This window comes from Pantoea sp. ACRSB (assembly GCF_022346905.1).
GTDB classification, from domain to species: Bacteria; Pseudomonadota; Gammaproteobacteria; order Enterobacterales; family Enterobacteriaceae; genus Pantoea; species Pantoea piersonii.
In genome coordinates this window covers 1-21,044 of the sequence record NZ_JAKRNL010000008.1, presented here as the reverse complement: position 1 = coordinate 21,044, position 21,044 = coordinate 1, and the positions used below count along the sequence as shown (strand labels likewise).

Genomic DNA, 21,044 nt, shown 5'->3' with positions numbered 1-21,044 from the left:
GTTTCAGGTCAGGCGCTTTTGCGCAGCAGCCCTTGTTTTTTCAGGTAAATCAACAGAATTGAAATTGCTGCCGGCGTAATGCCGGAGATGCGCGACGCCTGGCCAATAGAAGAAGGTTTATGATCGTTGAGCTTGGCGATCACTTCATTGGACAGACCGCTGACCTGGCGATAGTCCAGCTCGGCTGGCAGCAGCGTATTTTCATTACGCTGCTGACGATCGATCTCTTCCTGCTGGCGCGCGATATAGCCTTCGTATTTCACCTGGATCTCAACCTGTTCAGCCGCCTGCGCGTCAGGCAGCGTCGGGCCGAAGCTCGGCAGGGCGGTCAGTTGCGCGTAAGTCATTTCCGGGCGGCGTAACAGGTCTTCCCCGCTCGCCTCTTTGGTCAGCGCGGTACTGAGCAACGTATTCACTTCTTCAACGTTCTCTGACTTCGGATGGATCCAGAGATCGCGCAGACGCTGACGCTCCTGCTCAATAGCTTCCAGCTTCTGGTTGTAGCGCGCCCAGCGGGCATCGTCTACCAGGCCCAGCTCGCGGCCAGTTTCGGTCAGACGCAGATCGGCGTTGTCTTCGCGCAGCATCAGACGATACTCGGCGCGCGAGGTGAACATGCGATAGGGCTCTTTGGTGCCGAGCGTGCAGAGGTCATCCACCAGTACGCCGAGGTAGGCCTGATCGCGACGCGGCGCCCAGCCCTCTTTGTCGGCGGAGTGACGTCCGGCGTTAAGACCGGCCAGCAGACCCTGCGCGGCAGCTTCTTCGTAACCGGTGGTGCCGTTGATCTGACCGGCGAAGAAGAGTCCGTGAATATATTTGCTTTCCAGCGTCGGCTTCAGATCGCGCGGATCGAAGAAGTCATATTCGATCGCATAGCCCGGACGGACGATTTTCGCGTTTTCCAGGCCCTTCATTGAGCGAACGATTTGCATCTGCACGTCAAACGGCAGGCTGGTAGAGATGCCGTTCGGGTAAATTTCATTGCTGGTCAGCCCTTCAGGCTCCAGGAAGATCTGGTGCGCATTACGATCGGCGAAGCGCATAACTTTGTCTTCGATCGACGGACAGTAACGCGGGCCGATCCCTTCGATGATCCCGGCGTACATCGGGCTGCGATCGAGGTTATTGCGGATCACCTCATGGGTCTGCTCATTGGTATGGGTAATCCAGCAGGGAACCTGCTGCGGATGCTGCGACGCATCGCCCATGAACGAGAAGACCGGCATCGGGTTATCGCCATGCTGCGGGCTGAGCACCGAAAAGTCGATGGTTCGCGCGTCAATACGCGGCGGCGTACCGGTTTTCAGACGGCTGACGCGCAAAGGCAAGGCACGCAGGCGCTTCGCCAGCGGAACGGAAGGCGGATCGCCAGCACGACCGCCGCTGTAGTTATCCAGCCCGATATGAATTTTGCCGTCGAGGAAAGTACCGACGGTGAGCACAACGGCTTTCGCACGGAACTTAAGGCCCATCTGGGTGACAGCCCCCACCACGCGATCGTTTTCGACGATAAGATCGTCGACCGCCTGCTGGAAGATCATCAGGTTGGGCTGGTTCTCCAGCGCGGTGCGTACCGCCTGGCGATACAGCACGCGATCCGCCTGTGCACGAGTAGCGCGTACGGCCGGGCCTTTGCTGCTGTTTAGTATCCTAAACTGAATGCCCGCTTTGTCGATCGCCGTGGCCATCAGGCCGCCTAAGGCATCCACTTCCTTAACCAGATGTCCTTTTCCAATGCCACCGATCGCCGGGTTGCAGGACATTTGTCCAAGCGTATCAATGTTATGGGTGAGTAACAGAGTTTGCTGACCCATTCGGGCAGCGGCCATTGCGGCTTCTGTGCCCGCATGACCACCACCGATTACGATGACGTCAAAAGGATCTGGATAAAACATGAAGTGGTACCTCGTTGATGAACTGGCAGGGATCGTTGCCCTGGGCGGTGGATTCTACTGAAATTCCGCCGAGGGTGAAAGCGGCGGGATCTGCGGGTTTAAAAGAAAGGATCTTTATTCTGTATATGATCTTTCTGTTAGATCTCTTTATTAGGATCGCCACTCTCTGTGGATAACCCAGAAAAGCTGGAGATTATCAACCGGATAGAAAGGATCCTTTGCTGTGAATGATCGGTGATCCTGATCCGTATAAGCTGAGATCAAAATGCGGACTTATGCACAGCTCAGAAAAGCATCAGCAGTTGTTCTTTGGATAACTACGGGTTTTACGCAGCAATCAAGCATAGTTATCCACAAATAAAGCGCCCGCGATCGTAAAAAAACAGGCGTTTTAACTGGGGATCCGGCGAAATACCCGATCCCCTGCGGCAAAAGATCCGCTCAGAGATGGGCGGTCCAGCCGGTTAGCCAGGCTTCTGCCGGATCTTCGGGGATCTCATGCTCCAGCACGTCGATTTCCAGTCGCTCGCCGATGCGCTGTGCGCCGCGGGCGATCAAAAGCGCGTCCAGCGAACGAATAGCGCCGCAGAACAGATCGTATTCATGGTTGCCGAGGCCGATCGCGCCAAAGCGCAACGCCGACAAATCGGGCTGGGTTTCCGCAATGGCCTCATATAAAGGTTGCAGGTTGTCAGGCAGTTCGCCCGCGCCGTGGGTAGAACTCACCACCAGCCAGATCCCCTGCTGCGGCAGCTCATCCAGCGCCGGGCCGTGTAGCAGCTGTGTGGAAAAACCCGCTTCCTGCAGCTTCTCTTCTAGATGTTCGGCCACATATTCGGCGCTGCCCAGCGTGCTGCCACTGATTAAAGTAATGTCGGCCATGATGCTCTCCCGGAATAAAGGCGAGCATTGTACGCTGTGATCAAGCCGTGATCCACCTGTGGAAAACAGGGTTATCAGAAATGAAGATACGAACGCAGCCGCTGGCGCAGGCGGCGTTCGTACGGGATAAGGTTATGCACAGGAAAAAAGGATCAGGGCTTGATGGTGCGCATGATCGGGTTTTGCAGTGAGATCAGCGTTTCGGTGGACTGGATTTCGTCAATGGTCTGGATCTTGTTGATCAGAACCTGCTGTAGCGCGTCGATAGATCGACACATAACCTTAATAAAAATGCTGTAGTGCCCGGTGGTGTACCAGGCCTCGACCACTTCATCAAGCGCCTCCAGCTTGCTCAGCGCGGCCGGGTAGTCGCGTGCGCTTTTCAGGATGATGCCGATAAAACAGCAGACATCAAACCCCAGCTGGCGCGGATCGATCTCCACGCGGGTGCCGAGAATAATGCCGGCCTGCTTCATCTTCTCCACGCGAACATGGATCGTGCCCGGACTAACGTTGAACTGTTTCGCCAGTTCGGCGTAAGCGGTGCGGGCATTGTCCAGCAGCGCATTCAGGATCCCGCGATCCAGGTTGTCCAGTTGCAGTGATTCGGCCATATCATCCTCGTGTCAGCTCTTCTTCTTTGAACAGAGGAGAATGTGCAGCAAAAAGCGCCGTCAGGCAATCTCCGACAGCGGCGTTTGCCGCTGCCGTTAGGTTTACCGCTTACGCCACAGCGTGACCTGGGCCAGCGAATGCTGATATTTGCGCGCGGTCTCGCGGATGACAAAAGGAACATCCTGCGGGGCGTCGATCGGCTCGAACTCCGCCGCCAGCAGCCGCTGCAGCGCCTGTAACGTGGTGAGCGCTTCGCCGTTTTCGCGGATGCCGCCCAGCCAGTTCTCTTTCGGCGTAAAGGCTTCCAGCCAGGTGTAAGGAGAGGAGAGCAGCAGCAGACCGCCGGAACGTATCATCGGCGCGATATCCTGCAAAAAGCGCTGCGGCTGACGCAGGCGATCGATAAGGTTAGCGGCCAGCACCAGATCGTACTGTGCGGGTTGCGGTTTCAGATTGCAGGCGTCGCCCTGAACAAACTGAATACGCTGCGACTGGCCAGCGTCGAGACCCAGCTCTTTCAGACGTACCTGACGATACTCCACCAGCTCGCCCTCTTCCGGCACCACGTAGCGGAAATCCTCGCCGGAGGCGAGCTGCAACGCCACATCAATAAAGCGCGCCGAATAATCCATCCCGATCACCTGTTCGAAATGGCGCGCCAGCTCGAAACTGGCGCGGCCGGTGGCGCAGCCGATATCGAGCGCGCTGCCGCGCGCCTGACAATGGGGCAGCGCCAGCGCCACCAGCGATTCGGCATAGTTGTCGACGCCGAAATAGCGCGGGCCGTACTGAAAGTCGAGATACTGCGACACCATGTCGTCGGTTTCGTAGGGATTAAGCGACATTGATTCCTGATGCGAGGAGACGACGTAGCGGAAGCCCGCATGCTGGAAAAAGTGGCGGCGAAACGCATAGCGCGACGATTTCAGCGCTTCATTGCCGGTAGAGATCCAGCTGCCGCCTTTGATCAGCGAATGTTTGCCGTCGAACGTCGGCGTGGAAAAGTCATCATAGAGCGGGTGCACGCGGAACCCTTCAAAGCCGTTAATCGGCGTGGTGGTCCACTGCCAGACGTTGCCTACGATGTCAAAAAAGTCGCCCTGGGCGAAGCGGTCCACCGCGCAGGAGGAGGCCCAGTACGCCAGGTTAAGGTTGCCTGGCACCTGCTGCCACTCCGGCTGATCGCCTTCGACCTGCTCGCGCAGCTGCATCCATTCGGCCTCACACGGCAGCTGGACGGGCGCGCCGGTTTGCTGCGCTTTCCAGCGACAAAACGCGGCGGCCTCCAGCTGGTTCACTTCCGCTGGCCAGTCCCAGGGCATCGCCACCTCTTCAGTCATCAGGCGCAGCTTCAGCGCGTCGGGGTGCTTCACATCGCCAAGCCAGAAGGTCGGCATCTGCGCATCGGTAAAGCTGCGCCAGCCCCAGCCTTCGTCGTCCCAGTGCTGACGCTGCTGATAGCCGCCCGCCGCGACAAACTCAAAGAATTCAGCATTGCTGACCAGCATTTTGCTCGCTTTAAAGGGCTGGAGTTCGACTGACTGAGTGCCATATTCATTGTCCCAGCCGTAGGTATCGTCGCTTTTCCCCTGCGTGACGACGCCGCCAGGCATCGCGATCAGGCTATTGGCGGGCACCTTGTTGCGCGTATGGCGCGCCTCCTGGCATACCGGCCACTGCGGCTGCGCTTGCACCCACTGGATGGGCAACTGGCGTATCAACACGCTGGAGGTTTCAAGATGGATGCGCTCATGTTCGATGCCCATCAGGATCACCCACGCCGGGCTTTCCCAGTCGATGGGCAGCTCCAGCGGCATGGTCTGAATAAAGCGCGTCACCAGACTTTTCACCTTGTGGCGGTAGTCGCGCACCTCTTGCACAGTGGGCCAGGCGTAGTGGCTGTCGTCGAGATCGTCCCAGCTCATCTCATCCACGCCTATCGCCATCATCGCCTCAATGCGATCGTCGATGCGCGCATCGATGTAGCGGCCCGCCATCAGCTTATTGATATAGAAAGAAGCGGTGTGACCGAAATAGAAGATTAAAGGATGGCGCAGCGTAATGGCTTTCGTGAACCAGGCGCGATCGTCGGCGAGACAATCGAACAGGCTTTCATACAGTTCCCAGGTTTGCGTGTAGTAAGCCAGCAATTCAGCGCGTTTATCTGCGACGCTGCTGCCGGAAAGGCGGACCGTACGGGTTGGCGCCGGTAGTTGTTGTTGTTGCTGGAAGAGGGTCACAGTGAACTCCGTTAGCTGAATAAACACAGCGGGTAGCTCACTATAGCAAATAAGGATTTCTGCTCCGTGACTAACGGCGCCAGCGGCGCAGCAGGCGGCTTTTCATGCCGGTGTCGAAACGCCAGATATGATCGAAGATACGCAGAATGCCGGGTTTGCCGTGAGCCGACATCGCCACGGCGTGAAAGCGCTGCTGCTGTTGCAGCTGGCGCAGCTTAACAACATTAACGATCTCGTCTGGCAGGCGCTGAGCGATAAAATCGGAGACCACAACGGCGTCAGCATCCTGCCACAGCGAGCCCTCCATGCGCTTGACCACGGCCGCCAGACAGGCGGCGAGGTCGGTGCCGCCGCGAAAACGCTGGCTGAGAAAGCGGATCGCCTGTTCCAGCCCGTCGTCGCCGGTGAGTTCGTAGCCGATAACCTCGTGGGCGAACAGCATAATATAGCAGCGGCGACGGTCGGCCAGCGCCACCTTGAGTAACGCAAGGCAGAACGCCTTAGCGCAGCGCTCATTGAAGCCGCCCATCGATCCTGAAGTATCAACGCAGACGATAAAAGGGCCGCGCGGCTGCTCTTCGTGCTGCTGGTGGCTGACCGGGCGCAGCGTGACTTTTTCATGCCAGGCGTCGCCCTGTAGTTTGTAAGTCAGCAGGCGTTTTTCTACCAGGCGGCGATAAAACTCCAGCTCCAGCTCGCTGATGCTGATGGTCGCCAGCTCTGGCGGCAGCAGGCGCAGCACGTCGTCGCTCTGGTGAATGCCGCTCACCTCTTCCGGCACCGCGTCTGGTTCACGTACCAGCTGGTGGAACGCTTCCAGCGGCGCATCCTGCGAAGGCACCGACTTCGCCTCGCGGCTGCGGCCCAGCTGTTGCGCCAGCGCCAGCAGCTCCGGCTGCTGCGCCAGAAAGTCACCATACTCCAGCATCAGCTGATAATCGCCATGCTGCAGCGAGGCTTTGCTCATGTCCCATAAGCGACCGGCGGCGGCCTCGTCGTTTTCGCTCAGCAAAGGCGCCAGCTGGCCGCTCAGCGCCATACGCTGCTGCAGCTCGGCCATTAACCGCTCACGCTGCTGCTCCAGCAGCTGTTCGTTAAGCGTCAGGGTTTGCAGCGTCAGGCTAAGGCGCCAGCGCTGGAGGAACAGCGTATGCTGCGCGCCGCTCAGTTGATGCGCATCGGTATGCAGCAGCAGCCGGTGCGCCTCTTCAAGAAAGGGCGAGGGCAACTGCGTCAGCCTGGCGAGTATCTCTGGCAGCTGCTGGCTGAAATCGTGATGGCTGAGCAGCTGGGCGCGCTGGAACAGCTGAAACTCGGCAGCCAGCGTTTCCGGCACCGGCGTCGCTTTCAGCTCGGCGGTGATCTCCGCTTTCCAGCGCGGCACATCGCGCATCATCGCCTGCTTCAGGCCGGGAAATTTTTCAAAAAAGATCGCCAGCTGCGGGGTGGCGAGCAGCGCAAGGATCAGCTCATCTATCAGTTCGGCTTCGCCAATGGAGAGCAGGGCGCTGAGCGTCTCCAGCGAGATCATTTACGCGCCTGTTTTAGCTGATCGGCCACATCCTGCAGGCTGGTTTCGATACGCGCCAGCCAGTCGTCGCTGATAAACAGGCAGCGCTGATGCTGGCTGAACTGGTGGCGCTGCGCGCGCAGCTGAGCCTCTAGTTCGTCCAGCGCCTCGCTGATTTCTGCGGGCAGTTCGCTGTGCGACACGGCGCCTGGCAGCGTCAGGCGCGCCGTTTGCAGGCTGACGTCGCGTAGCGCCAGACAATGCTGCGCATCCACCAGCAGATCGAGCGTCTGGGCGAAACCAATGCCGTTCAGCTTGCCGCGAATGTCTCCGCCCTTCAGCAACCACTGCTCCAGCGCGTCGCGGGCGATCACCACATGGGTTACCTGCATATCGTGCAGCGTCAGCGGCTGTTGCAGCATCAGGGTCAGCTGCGCGTCGGCCAGGCTGGCGGGAAGCTCATAGTGCGGCTTGCGGCTGAACATGCCGCTGTGTTTTTCCAGCGTGATCGCCTGCGCCACGCTCTGCTGCTGTTGCAGCACCAGACGCCGCGCTTTGAGCTGCTGTAGCTTGAGCAGCAGCGTCTGCTGTTGCCACGCCTGCTGAGTCATTAGCTGATCAATGGCGCGCTCCAGCACCTGCATCGAGGCAACGTCGTGCCACAGACAATCCTTTAACAGAACAAGGTCGACTGGCGCGATAGCGTTACGGCCGCTGTAGAAGGCGCTCGCCTGCAGCAGATGTATCGCTTTTTTCCAGCGACGGTCGGAGATATAGGGCGCGTCGGGCAGCTTTTCCAGCTGCTGGCGCAGCTGATAGATCAGTTCGAAAACATTATCCGGCAGGCTGACCTGGCTGATGCCCTGCTGCCACTGATGATATTCTTCATCGCTGATGCGCAACGATTCCGCGACCGGATTGGCGTTCTCATCCTGCTGGTGGGTCAGCATGCTGCGAAAGTTTTGCTTTTCATGCACGTTGTCGAGCCAGAGACGGATCAGCATGCGGTCATATAACGCTTCCAGTCCGCTGTCCGCTTCCGGTAGTTCGTTTGAAGCGGTAACCAGCAGGCGCATCGGAATTTTTTCCTCGCTGTCCCCGTTGCGAAAGCGTCGCTCGTTAATTGCGGTCAGCAGGGTATTGAGGATAGCGGGGCCCGCTTTCCAGATCTCATCCAGAAATACAATTTCCGCGTCAGGCAGGTAGCCTTTCGTCAGGCGCTGATAGCGGCCTTCATCTTTTAGCGCCTGAATCGACAGCGGGCCGAACACTTCCTCCGGCGTTGAGAAGCGCGTCATCAGATATTCAAACGCGCGGGCGTGCTGAAAAGCGTACTTTAAGCGGCGGGCGATCAGGCTCTTGGCGATGCCCGGCGGGCCAAGCAGAAAGACGCTTTCACCGCTCAGCGCCGCCAGCAGGCAGAGGCGAATAGCGTCGTGGCGTTCGTACAAACCCTTCTCCAGGGCATTGCTGAGACGAGAAATTCTTTCTGCCAAAAGATGGGGTTGAGCCATAATCACTTCATTGTCCTTCTGTTACTGCTGCCGTCGTATTATGGCAGGCGCGCTACTCTACTGATTATGATGCGTGAAAGCGTTGATTGCCGTCCGCTTTTTTGTGTCACAAAATTCAATCATCGCATAATGCCGCTGCGGCTTGTAATGTCGCGAGAAAAATCGTCAGCGTCGGCTGCATTGATGAAGGAGCTATATGGGTTTTTTGGGAAATACGTGCATACTGTGCGCTTTTTGACAGCAAGAGCGATGGGGTTTCGCGCCTCTCTGCTCCAACAAAAGATAACTCTATGAGCTCGGATAACAAGCAATCACTTAGTGCGTTAACGCTGGCCGCAATTGGCGTAGTGTATGGCGATATCGGCACCAGCCCGCTCTATACCCTGCGTGAATGCCTCTCCGGTCAGTTCGGTTTCGGCGTTGAGCGCGAAGCGGTTTTCGGCTTTCTGTCGCTGATTTTTTGGCTGTTGCTGCTGGTGGTGTCGCTGAAATATATCAGCTACGTCATGCGCGCGGATAACGCCGGCGAGGGTGGGATTTTAACCCTGATGTCGCTGGCGGGGCGAAATACCGGCGCGCGTGCGACGGCGGTACTGGTTATTATGGGCCTGATCGGCGGCAGCTTCTTTTATGGCGAAGTGGTGATTACGCCTGCCATCTCCGTAATGTCGGCGATAGAAGGACTGGAGATCGCCGCGCCGTCGCTCGATCCTTTTATCGTTCCGCTCTCAATCGCGGTACTGACGCTGTTGTTTATGATCCAGAAACACGGCACCGGCATCGTCGGCAAGCTCTTCGCGCCGGTGATGCTGGTCTGGTTCCTGACGCTGGCGGTACTGGGCGTGACCGGCATTATGAAGAACCCGGACGTGCTGCAGGCGCTTAATCCCCTCTACGCGGTAAACTTTTTCGTTCACTACAAAACCATCTCCTTCTTTGCGCTGGGCGCGGTGGTGCTGGCGATTACCGGCGTGGAAGCTCTCTATGCGGATATGGGACACTTCGGCAAGCTGCCGATTCGCATCGCCTGGTTTATTGTGGTGCTGCCGTCGCTGGTGCTGAACTATTTCGGTCAGGGCGCGCTGCTGCTCAGCGATCCGAAAGCGATTAAAAACCCCTTCTTTCTGCTGGCACCTGACTGGGCGCTGATTCCGCTGCTGGTTCTGGCGACGCTGGCAACGGTTATCGCTTCGCAGGCGGTGATTTCCGGGGTCTTCTCGCTGACGCGCCAGGCGGTTCGCCTGGGCTATCTGCCGGGGATGCGCATCATTCATACCTCGGAGATGGAGTCTGGTCAGATCTACGTGCCGATGATCAACTGGGTGCTCTATTTTGCCGTACTGATTGTGATTATCAGCTTTGAACACTCCAGCAACCTGGCGGCGGCTTACGGCATTGCCGTGACCGGCACCATGGTGCTGACGTCAATTCTCTCCTGCACCGTTGCCGTGAAAAACTGGCACTGGAACAAGCTGGCGGTCGGCCTGATCCTGACGCTGTTTCTCTGCATCGACGTGCCGCTCTTCTCCGCCAATCTGATTAAGCTCTTCTCCGGCGGCTGGCTGCCAATCTGCCTGGGTCTGGTTATGTTCCTGATTATGACTACCTGGAAGAGCGAGCGTTTCCGCCTGCTGCGCCGGATGCATGAACACGGCAATTCACTGGAGGCGATGATCGCCTCGCTGGAGAAGTCGCCGCCGGTGCGCGTGCCGGGCACCGCCGTCTATATGTCGCGCGCGCTGAACGTGATCCCTTTTGCGCTGCTGCATAACCTCAAGCACAACAAGGTGCTGCATGAGCGCGTAGTCTTTCTGACGCTGCGCACCGAGGACGCCCCTTACGTGCACAACGTGCGCCGCGTGGCCATAGAGCAGCTGTCGCCGACCTTCTGGCGCGTCGTGGCGAGCTATGGCTGGCGCGAAACGCCGAACGTGGAAGAAATTTTCCACCGTTGTGGTCTGGAAGGGCTTAACTGCCGGATGATGGAGACTTCGTTCTTTATGTCGCACGAGTCGCTGATTATGGGCAAACGTCCCTGGTATCTGCGCCTGCGCGGCAAACTCTTCCTGGCGCTGCAGCGCAACGCCCTGCGCGCGCCCGATCAGTTTGAGATCCCGCCGAACCGGGTTATTGAACTGGGCACCCAGGTCGAAATCTGATTTCTACCAGCGCAGGGCGACGCAGAGTCCGCCGCCCTGGCGCTGGCTGAAGCTGAGCTGCATAGCGTGCAGCTGCGCAACATTGCGCACAATCAACAATCCCAGCCCGCTGCCGCTTTTTTCCTGTCCCGGCGGCCGCCAGAAGCGTTCGCCCAGGCGCTGCATTTCCGCCTCGCTCAACCCCTTGCCGTTATCCTCAACGCGCAAGCTGCGGCTTTCCAGAATTACTCTGACCTCGCTGCCTTCAGGCGTATAGCGAATGGCGTTGTCCAGCAGGTTGCGTGCCAGCAGTGACAGCAGCAGAGGATGGCCCTGAATCACGGGTTCGGCGCTGCTTTCCAGACGCAGCGCGACGCCGACGCGGTCAGCTTGCGGCAGCTGCTCGGCCAGCGCCTCCTGCAACAGACGCTGTAAATCGACAGGCTGGAACGCGTCGCGCGCGTCCTCTGCCTCGGCGCGCGACAGCGTCAGTAGCTGATCTACCAGCCGCGTGGCGCGCTGAATGCCGCTATCCAGCTGGCGTAAAGCGTGCAGACGCATCGCCTCATCGTCAGCGGCAAGTTGCACCACTTCGCTCTGTACGCGCAGCGCCGCCAGCGGGCTGCGTAACTCATGGGCGGCGTCGGAGGTAAACCGGCGCTCGCGCTGGACCATTGCGCTGATGCGGCTGAACAGTCCATTCAGCGCTTCTGTCAGCGGTTTGACCTCCAGCGGCACCCGGCCAGCATCCAGCGGCCTGTCGTCGTCCGGCGCGCGCTGCGCCAGTAGTTTTGTGATGCGCTTGAGCGGACGTAGCTCGCGCCATACCAGCACGAGCAGCAATAACAGCATCAGCGGCAGCGCGATTAGCCAGGGCAGGATACTGCTTTTCACCAGCGTTTCCGCCATGTCGTCACGGTACTCCCACTCCTGACCTACCACGATTCGGTGTTGTCCATCCGGCGTCGTCAGCCAGACAAAACGCCAGGCGTCGTCGTCATCGGTGAGCCGCCCGTCGTGGAATCCTTGCGCGTCAGCGTCGAACGGCAGCATTCTGCCGTTTTCGCCGTCGTTCAGTACCGGTTTGCCGTCGCGGGTAAAAATCGCGAAGGCGAGGGCGTCGTCATCCTGATTGCCGCGATGCTGGCGCAGCAGCACCTTATTCTTCGGCAACGTGGCGCTGTCGGGCGCGGCAAGGTCAAGCGCCATCAGGCGCTTAGCGAACAGTAGCTGTTGCGTATCGAACAGCTCGTTGATGGTGGCGCGCGTCTGTAACCAGACACTCAGGCTGGCGCTGCCCCAGCAGAGGCCGAGCAGCAATACAAAGCCGATGCCGAGCCGGAGAAACAGGCTCATTCCGCTTCTCCCAGAATATAACCGACGCCGTGTACGGTGCGGATAAAGGCGGTGCCGAGCTTTTTACGCAGGTGGTGAATATGCACTTCAACCGCGTTGCTGGAGACGTCGGCGTCCCAGCTGTAGAGCTTCTCCTCAAGCTGGCTGCGCGTCAGCACGCGGCCAGGATTGCGCAGAAAGAGTTCCAGCAGCGTCAGCTCGCGGCTCGTTAAGGTCAGAGGTTCGCCATCCAGCGTAACGCTGTGGCTTGCAGGCTGCATAACCAGCCTGCCGTGGCGCAGTTCTGGCTGTAGCTGGCCGTGACGGCGACGGATCAATGCCTGCAGCCGCGCCGCCACTTCGGCCAGCGCGAAGGGTTTACAAAGGTAATCGTCAGCGCCGAGCTGCAGGCCTTCGACACGCTGATCGAGGGCGTCGCGCGCGGTCAGGATCAGCACCGGCACCTCCGCGCCCTGCTGTCGCCAGGCGCGCAGGATATCCAGTCCATCGCGCTGCGGCAGCGATAAGTCGAGGATCACCGCGTCCCAGGGCGCGGCATGCAGCGCGGCGAAACCCTCGTCGCCAGAGGTAAACCAGTCAACGCTGAAGCCCAGCTTGCCCAGTCCGGCCTTGATGCCGTCACCAATCAGCCGGTCATCCTCAATCAGTAAAATGCGCATAATCTCTCCTTAATCCGCAAAGGCTTTATACGAAGCAGAACGCCGCTTGTACAGGCGATATCGCGACTTTTCGCCTTTTTTACCCCTTAAGATCCTGTTAAGAACTGGCTGTTTTAATAAGGACGTACACAAGAGACATTCATGGAAAAGAGGTGAAAAGATGAAAAAGCATGCCGCACTTTTAGCTATCCTGGCGCTGGCTACCGCGCCGGTTTTTGCCGCCGCGCAGGGCGGATTCGTCGATGCGAATGCGCCTGCAGCCCAGGCGAAACAGGGAGGTTTTCAAAACGCTCAGGGCAGCGTGGTGACCGTTAAGCAGGCGGAAGAGATGAAAGATGACAGCTGGATCACCGTACGCGGCCAGCTGGAGAAGCAGATCGGCGATGAAGATTATCTGTTCCGCGACGCTACCGGCACCATGAAAGTAGAGATCGACCACAAGCGCTGGGATGGTCTGACTATTACGCCGAAAGACCGCGTTGAGCTGACGGGCGAGCTGGACAAAGATTTCAACAGCATTGAACTTGACGTCAAACGGGTACGCAAAGCGCCCTGATACTGACCACACCGGGCCGCTTCAGCGGCCTTTTTCATACCTAAGCCAAATTCTCGTCAGCGAGCGCGAAACGTTTCGATGACGATCACACTTCTCGATCTCCCCCGTTGAGTTACCGCCGCCATTTCATACACTGCCGCTAGCGAAACGTTTCGCTCTGGAGCAGAAAATGAAAAAAGGTCGCCTGTTAAACGCTGAACTCTCTTACGTGATTGCCCGCCTGGGCCATACGGATACGCTGACTATCGCCGATGCTGGTTTACCGATCCCGGCGGGACCGCAGCGCATTGATCTGGCGCTTACGCCAGGTACGCCCGATTTTATGCAGGTGGTGGAAGCCGTTACGCTGGAGATGCAGGTAGAAAGCGCCCTTATTGCGGAAGAGATTAAGCAGCACAATCCGCAGCGCCATAGCGAGCTTCTCGCTGTGCTCGAAGCTTTGCAACAGCACCAGGGAAACAGCATTGCAGTGCGTTACATCAGTCACGAACAGTTCAAACAACAGACTCAACGCAGTCAGGCGGTCATTCGCAGCGGAGAGTGCTCTCCGTTTGCGAATGTCATCCTGAGCGCTGGCGTCACCTTCTGAGGCCGTTATGCAACCCTTATTACAGCTTCAGGGGATTGAGAAGTCCTTTCCCGGCGTAAAGGCGTTAAAGAGCGCGTCGCTGGCGGTCTATCCAGGACGCGTCATGGCGCTGGTAGGCGAGAACGGCGCCGGTAAGTCCACCATGATGAAGGTGCTGACCGGCATCTATAGCCGCGATGCGGGTTCGCTGCGCTGGCTCGGCGAGGAGACCACCTTCAGCGGCCCCAAAGCGTCGCAGGAAGCGGGCATCGGCATTATTCACCAGGAGCTGAACCTCATCCCTCAGCTCAGCGTGGCGGAAAATATCTTCCTGGGTCGCGAGTTCGTTAACCGTTTTGGCCGCATCAACTGGAAGCAGATGTATGCCGAGGCGGATGCGTTATTGAAGCGCCTCAACCTGCGCTTTAACAGCCACAAGCTGGTGGGCGATCTGTCGATCGGCGATCAGCAGATGGTGGAGATCGCTAAGGTACTGAGCTTTAAGTCGCAGGTGATCATCATGGATGAACCGACCGACGCGCTTACCGATACCGAAACGCTGTCGCTGTTTCGCGTTATCAACGAGCTGAAGGCGCAGGGCTGCGGCATTGTTTATATCTCTCACCGCATGAAAGAGATCTTTGAGATTTGCGATGACGTCACGGTCTTCCGCGACGGCCAGTTTATTGCCGAGCGTCCCGTAAACACGCTCAGCGAAGAGAGCCTGATCGAGATGATGGTGGGGCGCAAGCTGGAAGATCAATATCCGCGCCTCGACCAGGCGCCGGGCGACATTCGTCTCAAGGTTGAAAACCTCAGCGGACCAGGCGTGCACGACGTCAGCTTCACGCTGCGTAAAGGCGAAATTCTTGGCGTGTCTGGGCTAATGGGCGCCGGACGCACCGAACTGATGAAGCTGCTCTATGGCGCATTGCCGCGCAGCAAAGGCCGTGTCTGGCTCGACGGGAAAGAGATCGCGACGCGCGCGCCGCAGGACGGGCTGGCCAGCGGCATCGTCTATATCTCAGAAGACCGCAAACGCGACGGACTGGTGCTGGGCATGTCGGTGAAAGAGAACATGTCACTGACGGCGCTGCGCTATTTCAGCCGCGGCGGCAGCCTGAAGCACGCCGCAGAGCAGCTGGCGGTAGGCGATTTTATTCGCCTCTTTAATATCAAGACGCCCTCGATGGATCAGGCTATCGGTCTACTCTCTGGCGGCAATCAGCAGAAAGTGGCCATCGCGCGCGGGCTGATGACGCGTCCCAACGTGCTGATTCTGGATGAACCGACGCGCGGCGTTGACGTCGGCGCGAAAAAAGAGATTTACCAGCTTATCAATCAGTTCAAGGCCGAAGGGCTGAGCATCATCCTGGTTTCATCTGAGATGCCGGAAGTGCTTGGCATGAGCGACCGCATCCTGGTGATGCATGAAGGCCGTTCCGGCGGCGAATTTACCCGTGAGCAGGCGACGCAGGAATCTTTAATGGCGGCAGCCGTAGGCAAGCAACACAGCGAGGATTTAGTTGTATGAGTACTCAAACCTTACCGTCCAGCCGTCGCTGGTTCAGCAAAGCCTGGCTGATGGAACAGAAATCGCTGATTGCGCTCATTGTGTTGATCGCAGTGGTAGCGAGCCAGAGCCCCAACTTTTTTACCGTAGCGAACCTGTTCAATATCCTGCAGCAGACCTCGGTCAACGCCATTATGGCTGTTGGTATGACGCTGGTGATCCTGACTTCCGGCATCGATCTCTCGGTGGGATCGCTGCTGGCGCTAACGGGTGCGGTAGCCGCTTCGCTGGTGGGCATGGAAGTAAACGCGCTGGTGGCAGTGGCGGGCGCACTGGCGCTGGGCGCGGCGATTGGTGCCGTTACCGGCACTATTGTGGCGCGCGGCAAGGTGCAGGCCTTTATCGCCACCCTGGTGATGATGCTGCTGCTGCGTGGCGTCACGATGGTCTACACCGACGGCAGCCCGATTAATACCGGCTTTAACGACAATGCCGATCTCTTCGGCTGGTTTGGTATCGGCCGCCCGCTGGGCATTCCGACGCCGGTGTGGCTGATGGCCGTTGTCTTCCTGCTCGCCTGGTACATGCTGCACCACACGCGTCTCGGCCGCTATATCTACGCGCTGGGCGGCAATGAAGCGGCGACGCGCCTCTCCGGCATTAACGTAAACCGCGTAAAAGTAATCGTCTATGCCCTGAGCGGCATGCTGGCGGCGCTGGCGGGCACCATTGAAGTCGCGCGCCTCTCTTCCGCGCAGCCGACGGCGGGTACCGGCTACGAGCTGGACGCTATCGCAGCGGTGGTGCTGGGCGGCACCAGCCTGGCCGGGGGCAAAGGACGCATTATGGGCACGCTGATCGGCGCGCTGATCCTGGGCTTCCTTAATAACGGCCTGAACCTGATGGGCGTCTCTTCCTACTACCAGATGATCGTAAAAGCGGTGGTAATCCTGCTGGCGGTACTGGTGGATAACAAAAGCAGTAAATAACTCTGACCTTTACACAGGATGAAATGATGAAAAAGTTGACCGCACTGGCAGTGATCCTCGGCGCGACCTTAAGCGCCAGCGCAATGGCGAAGGATACCATCGCGCTGGTGGTATCTACGCTGAATAACCCCTTCTTCGTTTCGCTGAAAGAGGGCGCGCAGAAAGAGGCTGACAAACTGGGCTATAACCTGGTGGTGCTGGATTCGCAGAACAACCCGGCAAAAGAGCTGGCTAACGTGCAGGATCTCACTGTGCGCGGAGCCAAACTGCTGCTGATTAACCCAACCGACTCCGATGCGGTCGGCAACGCGGTGAAAATGGCGAACCAGGCGAATATTCCGGTGATCACGCTCGACCGCGTGGCGGCGCAGGGCAAGGTGGTAAGCCATGTCGCCTCCGACAACCGTTTCGGCGGTAAAATGGCGGGTGACTACATCGCTAAACGCCTGGGCGACAGCGCGAAGATTATTGAACTGCAAGGCATTGCAGGAACCTCTGCGGCGCGCGAGCGCGGCGAAGGCTTTAAGCAGGCCGCCGATGCGCATAAATTCCAGGTGCTGGCGAGCCAGCCGGCAGACTTCGATCGTACTAAGGGCCTGAACGTGATGCAGAACCTGCTGCAGGCGCATCCGGACGTGCAGGCAGTATTTGCGCAAAATGATGAAATGGCACTTGGCGCGTTACGCGCATTGCAAACCGCCGGGAAATCTGATGTCGTGGTAGTCGGCTTTGACGGCACCGCCGACGGCGTGAAAGCGGTCGAAGGCGGCAAGCTGGCGGCGACAGTCGCTCAGATGCCGGATAAGATCGGCATGATTGGCGTTGATACCGCTGATAAAGTGCTGAAAGGTGAAAAAGTGCAGGCCATCAATCCCGTTGACCTGAAACTGGTCACCAAATAACTCAAAGAAAAGCAGGGCAATGCGCCACCCTTAAACCGGTGGCGCACTCTTTCTGGATCACACCCTATGAGCAAAAGCGCAAAACTGGCCGTTCTCGGCAGCATTAATGCTGACCACATTCTTAACCTCGCGCACTTTCCCCGTCCCGGCGAAACGGTGATCGGGGAGCAGTACACCGTTGCGTTTGGCGGCAAAGGGGCGAACCAGGCGGTTGCCGCCGGACGGGCTGGCGCAGATATCGCCTTTATCGCCTGTCTTGGCGATGACGCCATCGGCGAACGTATCCGCGCGCAGCTGACGCGGGATGGCATCGATGTCGCCTCAGTTGAGACCGTCAGCGGTGAACCGACCGGCGTGGCGATGATTTTCGTTAATGGTGAAGGTGAAAACAGTATCGGCATCTGCGCTGGCGCCAATGCGGCGCTGACGCCCGCCTGCGTGGCGCGCCATCAGCAGGTTATTGTTAACGCCTCGGCGCTGCTTATGCAGCTGGAGTCACCGCTGGAAAGCGTATTAGCCGCGGCGAAGCTTGCTCGCGCCCATCAGACCCAGGTCATCCTCAACCCCGCCCCGGCGACCCCGCTCGATGATGAGCTGCTCGCGCTGGTGGATATCATTACGCCCAATGAAACCGAAGCGGAAAGCCTGACCGGCATCGCCGTTACCAGTGATGAAGAAGCCGCCCGCGCTGCTGAGGCGCTGCACGCCAAAGGCATTGGTACGGTACTCATTACGCTGGGACGCCGCGGCGTCTGGCTGAGCGAGCAGGGCAAAGGCGAACGCATTGCCGGTTTCACGGTGAAAGCGGTAGATACCATCGCCGCAGGCGACACCTTTAACGGCGCGTTTATTACGGCGCGGCTGGAGGGCAAAAGCCTGCATGAGGCGGTGCGCTTCGCCCATGCGGCGGCGGCGATTGCCGTCACGCGTCCGGGAGCGCAGCCCTCTGTGCCGTGGCGCGCGGAAATTGATGATTTTTTACTTCAGCAGAGTTAAGCCTTGGCAACCATGAAAGATGTCGCCCGCCTGGCGGGCGTCTCCACCTCTACCGTCTCGCACGTAATCAACAATAACCGTTTTGTCAGCGAAGCGGTGCGCGAGAAGGTCGAGCAGGCGATCAGCACGCTAAACTATGCGCCCTCGGCGCTGGCGCGCAGCCTCAAGCTTAACCAGACGCATACTATCGGTATGCTGCTGACGACCAGCAGCAACCCCTTCTACGCCGAAGTGGTGCGCGGCGTTGAGGATAGCTGCTACGAGCGCGGCTACAGCCTCATCCTTTGCAATACGGCTGGCGATGAAGATCGCATGAATCGCAGCCTGGAAACGCTGCTGCAAAAGCGCGTCGACGGACTGCTCATCATGTGTACCGAAAGCCACCTGCCGTCGGCGGCTATTCTTAACCGCTACCCTTCTATTCCGACCGTCATGATGGACTGGGCGCCGTTTGAGGGACGTGGGGATATTATTCAGGACAATGCGCTGCTGGGTGGCGAAATGGCGACGCAGCATCTGATTGATACTGGCTATACGCGCATCGCCTGCATTTCCGGTCCGCTGGATAAAACGCCGGGGCGCATGCGTCTGCAGGGCTATTACCATGCAATGGAGAAGAATGGTCTGGCTATCCCGCCCGGCTATGTGGTTAACAGCGACTTTGAGTTTCAGGGCGGCTATAGCGCCATGAAGCAACTGCTGGCGCTGGCGTTACCGCCGCAGGCGGTGTTCACCAGCAACGATGCGATGGCGGTCGGCGTTTATCACGCGCTGTTTGAAGCCGGGTTGCGCATCCCGCAGGATATCGCGGTGATGGGATATGACGATATTGAGCTGGCGCGCTATCTGACGCCACCGCTCTCTACCATTCATCAGCCGAAAGATGAGCTGGGCCAGCTGGCGATAGATACGTTAATCCATCGCCTGAGCGATCCCGACGCCAGCCAGCAAACCCTGGTGCTGACGCCGGAACTGGTGGTACGCGCTTCGACCTAAGCGGTTTTTTTCTTTTTATCGCGGTTGGTGATGAGATGACGCCCATCGCCGGACCGCAGCAATGCAAAGGTAAAGGCGGAGATGACCGTTACGATGCCCATCGTCAGAAAGGTCGCATGGAACTGCGTAACGGTGTCGGTTTCGAATTCCTGATAAAAACGCAGCACCGCCGCACTCACCGCGACGCCAAAGCTAATCGACAGCTGCTGCGTTACCGCCAGCACGCTGTTGCCGCCGCTGGCGTTCTCATCATTCAGATCGGCCAGCGTGATGGTATTCATCGCGGTGAACTGCGTTGACATCGACATACCAAGAATAAACAACGGCAGCAGCAGCAAAATAATGCTCTCAGTGGGTGACTGCAGCGCAAAGCTGGCGATTAAGATGCCGATGATGACGGTTATGCCGACCAGCGTACGGCGATAGCCGAACAGGCGTAGCACCTGAGTCACCGTCGATTTCGCCAGAATCGAGCCTATGGCCGTAGGCGCCATCATGCAGCCCGCCACCACCGCTGAAAAACCAAAGCCAACCTGCAGCATTAACGGCATCAGGAAGGGTACGCAGCCGGTACCGAGGCGCGAAGCAATATTACCGATAATACCGACCGAAAAGGTACGGGTCTTGAACATCGGCAGGCTGATCAAGGGGGACGGATGGCGACGCGCATGAACAATATAAAGAAGCAGCAGTATTACGCCCATAGCCAGCACGCCCGACGCCAGCCAGGCGGAGACGATGCGCTCGCCGAACAGCTCGATGCCGATAGAGAGCAACACTAGCCCGGCGCCGAACAGCAAGAAACCGAGGAAATCGAAGCGACGCTTAGGAAGCGTGAAGTCCGGCATATATTTCCGCGCATAGAAAATGCCAAGGATGCCGACCGGAATGTTGATTAAGAATATCCAGTGCCAGGTCGCGTAAGTGACCAGCAGTCCGCCGAGCAGCGGGCCCAGTATCGGGCCGACCAGACCAGGCATAGTCACGAAGTTCAGTACCGGCAGAAGTTCGCTGCGCGGGTAGGCGCGCAGCAGCGCCAGACGCGCGACGGGCATCATCATCGCGCCGCCAACGCCCTGAATGATGCGTGAGATAACCAGCACCGTCAGCGATTGCGAAAAGGCGCAGGCCAGCGAGCCAAAGGTAAAGAGCGAAACGGCGATGATAAACACCTTGCGTGTACCGAAGCGGTCAGCGAGCCAGCCGCTGACGGGAATTAACATCGCGACGGTAAGCGTGTAGCTAATAACGGCGGACTGCATGGCCAGAGGAGAGCGTTCGAGACTGTGAGCGATGGCGGGTAACGCGGTGTTGAGAATGGTGGCATCCAGTGCCTGCATAAAAAACGCCATGGCGGCTATCCATGGCAGACCGGCCATACTGCGCGCGGATCGTATCATCGAAAATCCTTCTATATATATGTGTCAGTAACTGGCGGGGAACCGAAGTGACAGCATAGCATCGGCATAAAGGGGCAGGGGGGCAATTTCCATCGCGCATGTCCGTTTCTGTGCGGTTTTTCACCTGGAAAAGCGTGCTTTTAAACCGTTCGGTTAAAAAAAAGGCATCCGGAAATTAATTTCAAAGAAATGCTTGTCAGCCGGAAAGAACTCCCTATAATGCGCCTCCACTGACACGGCACAACGGCTTACGAAGCGCGGTGTTCAGGAGGCTCGGGAAGCTGAGCCGCCGGAGAAAATCGCTGAAAAAAG

At 58.3% G+C, this 21,044-nt stretch carries 17 protein-coding genes; 8 read left to right on the top strand and 9 right to left on the bottom strand.

From position 1 onward, the window contains the following. Positions 1 to 8: 8 nt before the first annotated feature. The 6 genes from mnmG to ravA form a co-directional block, all read right to left on the bottom strand. The gene (gene mnmG, locus MHZ89_RS19275) at positions 9 to 1,898 is read right to left on the bottom strand and encodes a tRNA uridine-5-carboxymethylaminomethyl(34) synthesis enzyme MnmG (RefSeq protein WP_311784310.1); all 1,890 of its coding nucleotides are present in this window, start codon (positions 1,896 to 1,898) and stop codon (positions 9 to 11) included. 441 nt (positions 1,899 to 2,339) lie between these two features. After that, entirely contained in the window at positions 2,340 to 2,780 is a 441-nt protein-coding gene (gene mioC, locus MHZ89_RS19270; protein WP_311784309.1) for an FMN-binding protein MioC, read from the bottom strand. A 152-nt stretch (positions 2,781 to 2,932) separates the two neighbouring features. Next, a complete protein-coding gene (asnC, locus tag MHZ89_RS19265) occupies positions 2,933 to 3,394 on the bottom strand; it encodes a transcriptional regulator AsnC (RefSeq protein WP_033755376.1) in 462 nt (153 codons plus the stop codon). A 102-nt stretch (positions 3,395 to 3,496) separates the two neighbouring features. After that, positions 3,497 to 5,635 (bottom strand): 5-histidylcysteine sulfoxide synthase, encoded by a 2,139-nt coding sequence (gene ovoA, locus MHZ89_RS19260; RefSeq protein ID WP_311784308.1) that lies wholly within the window; start codon positions 5,633 to 5,635, stop codon positions 3,497 to 3,499. Between the two features lie 70 nt (positions 5,636 to 5,705). Continuing rightward, on the bottom strand, positions 5,706 to 7,166 hold the full coding sequence (gene viaA, locus MHZ89_RS19255) for an ATPase RavA stimulator ViaA (protein WP_311784307.1): 1,461 nt from the start codon (positions 7,164 to 7,166) through the stop codon (positions 5,706 to 5,708). After that, the gene (gene ravA, locus MHZ89_RS19250; RefSeq protein ID WP_311784306.1) at positions 7,163 to 8,659 is read right to left on the bottom strand and encodes an ATPase RavA; all 1,497 of its coding nucleotides are present in this window, start codon (positions 8,657 to 8,659) and stop codon (positions 7,163 to 7,165) included. Before ravA ends, viaA begins: the two co-directional genes overlap by 4 nt. A gap of 290 nt (positions 8,660 to 8,949) precedes the next feature. On the opposite strand from ravA, the gene kup reads away from it, so the two are divergent. Further along, positions 8,950 to 10,818, top strand: a complete 1,869-nt coding sequence (gene kup, locus MHZ89_RS19245; RefSeq protein ID WP_311784305.1) for a low affinity potassium transporter Kup — start codon at positions 8,950 to 8,952, stop codon at positions 10,816 to 10,818. A gap of 3 nt (positions 10,819 to 10,821) precedes the next feature. Here kup and qseC read toward each other — a convergent pair whose 3' ends face one another. Both qseC and qseB read right to left on the bottom strand, forming a co-directional pair. Beyond that, complete coding sequence (gene qseC, locus MHZ89_RS19240) at positions 10,822 to 12,153, bottom strand: quorum sensing histidine kinase QseC (RefSeq protein WP_311784304.1); 1,332 nt, start codon at positions 12,151 to 12,153, stop codon at positions 10,822 to 10,824. After that, the gene (gene qseB / locus MHZ89_RS19235) at positions 12,150 to 12,812 is read right to left on the bottom strand and encodes a quorum sensing response regulator transcription factor QseB (RefSeq protein WP_311784303.1); all 663 of its coding nucleotides are present in this window, start codon (positions 12,810 to 12,812) and stop codon (positions 12,150 to 12,152) included. Before qseB ends, qseC begins: the two co-directional genes overlap by 4 nt. Positions 12,813 to 12,972: 160 nt before the next feature. Here qseB and MHZ89_RS19230 point away from each other — a divergent pair, with 160 nt between their 5' ends. From MHZ89_RS19230 to rbsR, 7 genes are all read left to right on the top strand, one after another. After that, positions 12,973 to 13,368, top strand: coding sequence for a NirD/YgiW/YdeI family stress tolerance protein (locus MHZ89_RS19230; protein WP_311784302.1), 396 nt, complete (start codon positions 12,973 to 12,975; stop codon positions 13,366 to 13,368). Between the two features lie 169 nt (positions 13,369 to 13,537). Then, entirely contained in the window at positions 13,538 to 13,957 is a 420-nt protein-coding gene (gene rbsD / locus MHZ89_RS19225) for a D-ribose pyranase (protein ID WP_311784301.1), read from the top strand. 7 nt (positions 13,958 to 13,964) lie between these two features. Then, complete coding sequence (rbsA, locus tag MHZ89_RS19220) at positions 13,965 to 15,470, top strand: ribose ABC transporter ATP-binding protein RbsA (protein ID WP_311784300.1); 1,506 nt, start codon at positions 13,965 to 13,967, stop codon at positions 15,468 to 15,470. After that, the gene (gene rbsC, locus MHZ89_RS19215) at positions 15,467 to 16,438 is read left to right on the top strand and encodes a ribose ABC transporter permease (protein ID WP_033755349.1); all 972 of its coding nucleotides are present in this window, start codon (positions 15,467 to 15,469) and stop codon (positions 16,436 to 16,438) included. The genes rbsA and rbsC overlap by 4 nt, the downstream gene beginning before the upstream one ends. A gap of 26 nt (positions 16,439 to 16,464) precedes the next feature. Next, positions 16,465 to 17,340: a ribose ABC transporter substrate-binding protein RbsB gene (gene rbsB / locus MHZ89_RS19210; protein WP_311784299.1), complete on the top strand. Its 876-nt coding sequence runs from the start codon at positions 16,465 to 16,467 to the stop codon at positions 17,338 to 17,340. A gap of 66 nt (positions 17,341 to 17,406) precedes the next feature. Further along, positions 17,407 to 18,336: a ribokinase gene (rbsK, locus tag MHZ89_RS19205; RefSeq protein WP_311784298.1), complete on the top strand. Its 930-nt coding sequence runs from the start codon at positions 17,407 to 17,409 to the stop codon at positions 18,334 to 18,336. Between the two features lie 12 nt (positions 18,337 to 18,348). Beyond that, on the top strand, positions 18,349 to 19,332 hold the full coding sequence (gene rbsR, locus MHZ89_RS19200; protein WP_311784382.1) for a ribose operon transcriptional repressor RbsR: 984 nt from the start codon (positions 18,349 to 18,351) through the stop codon (positions 19,330 to 19,332). Here rbsR and mdtD read toward each other — a convergent pair. Further along, a complete protein-coding gene (gene mdtD, locus MHZ89_RS19195) occupies positions 19,329 to 20,732 on the bottom strand; it encodes a multidrug transporter subunit MdtD (protein ID WP_311784297.1) in 1,404 nt (467 codons plus the stop codon). The two genes, rbsR and mdtD, sit on opposite strands and share 4 nt — an antisense overlap. Positions 20,733 to 21,044 lie beyond the last annotated feature (312 nt).

Bases quoted from the DNA above. Each gene is read 5' to 3' on its own strand.
- mnmG (WP_311784310.1), bottom strand. From the start codon at position 1,898: ATGTTTTATCCAGATCCTTTTGACGTCATCGTAATCGGTGGTGGTCAT.
- ravA (WP_311784306.1), bottom strand. From the start codon at position 8,659: ATGGCTCAACCCCATCTTTTGGCAGAAAGAATTTCTCGTCTCAGCAAT.
- rbsB (WP_311784299.1), top strand. From the start codon at position 16,465: ATGAAAAAGTTGACCGCACTGGCAGTGATCCTCGGCGCGACCTTAAGC.
- rbsC (WP_033755349.1), top strand. From the start codon at position 15,467: ATGAGTACTCAAACCTTACCGTCCAGCCGTCGCTGGTTCAGCAAAGCC.
- kup (WP_311784305.1), top strand. From the start codon at position 8,950: ATGAGCTCGGATAACAAGCAATCACTTAGTGCGTTAACGCTGGCCGCA.
- rbsR (WP_311784382.1), top strand. From the start codon at position 18,349: ATGAAAGATGTCGCCCGCCTGGCGGGCGTCTCCACCTCTACCGTCTCG.
- qseC (WP_311784304.1), bottom strand. From the start codon at position 12,153: ATGAGCCTGTTTCTCCGGCTCGGCATCGGCTTTGTATTGCTGCTCGGC.
- rbsA (WP_311784300.1), top strand. From the start codon at position 13,965: ATGCAACCCTTATTACAGCTTCAGGGGATTGAGAAGTCCTTTCCCGGC.
- asnC (WP_033755376.1), bottom strand. From the start codon at position 3,394: ATGGCCGAATCACTGCAACTGGACAACCTGGATCGCGGGATCCTGAAT.
- rbsK (WP_311784298.1), top strand. From the start codon at position 17,407: ATGAGCAAAAGCGCAAAACTGGCCGTTCTCGGCAGCATTAATGCTGAC.
- qseB (WP_311784303.1), bottom strand. From the start codon at position 12,812: ATGCGCATTTTACTGATTGAGGATGACCGGCTGATTGGTGACGGCATC.
- mdtD (WP_311784297.1), bottom strand. From the start codon at position 20,732: ATGATACGATCCGCGCGCAGTATGGCCGGTCTGCCATGGATAGCCGCC.
- viaA (WP_311784307.1), bottom strand. From the start codon at position 7,166: ATGATCTCGCTGGAGACGCTCAGCGCCCTGCTCTCCATTGGCGAAGCC.
- mioC (WP_311784309.1), bottom strand. From the start codon at position 2,780: ATGGCCGACATTACTTTAATCAGTGGCAGCACGCTGGGCAGCGCCGAA.
- rbsD (WP_311784301.1), top strand. From the start codon at position 13,538: ATGAAAAAAGGTCGCCTGTTAAACGCTGAACTCTCTTACGTGATTGCC.
- MHZ89_RS19230 (WP_311784302.1), top strand. From the start codon at position 12,973: ATGAAAAAGCATGCCGCACTTTTAGCTATCCTGGCGCTGGCTACCGCG.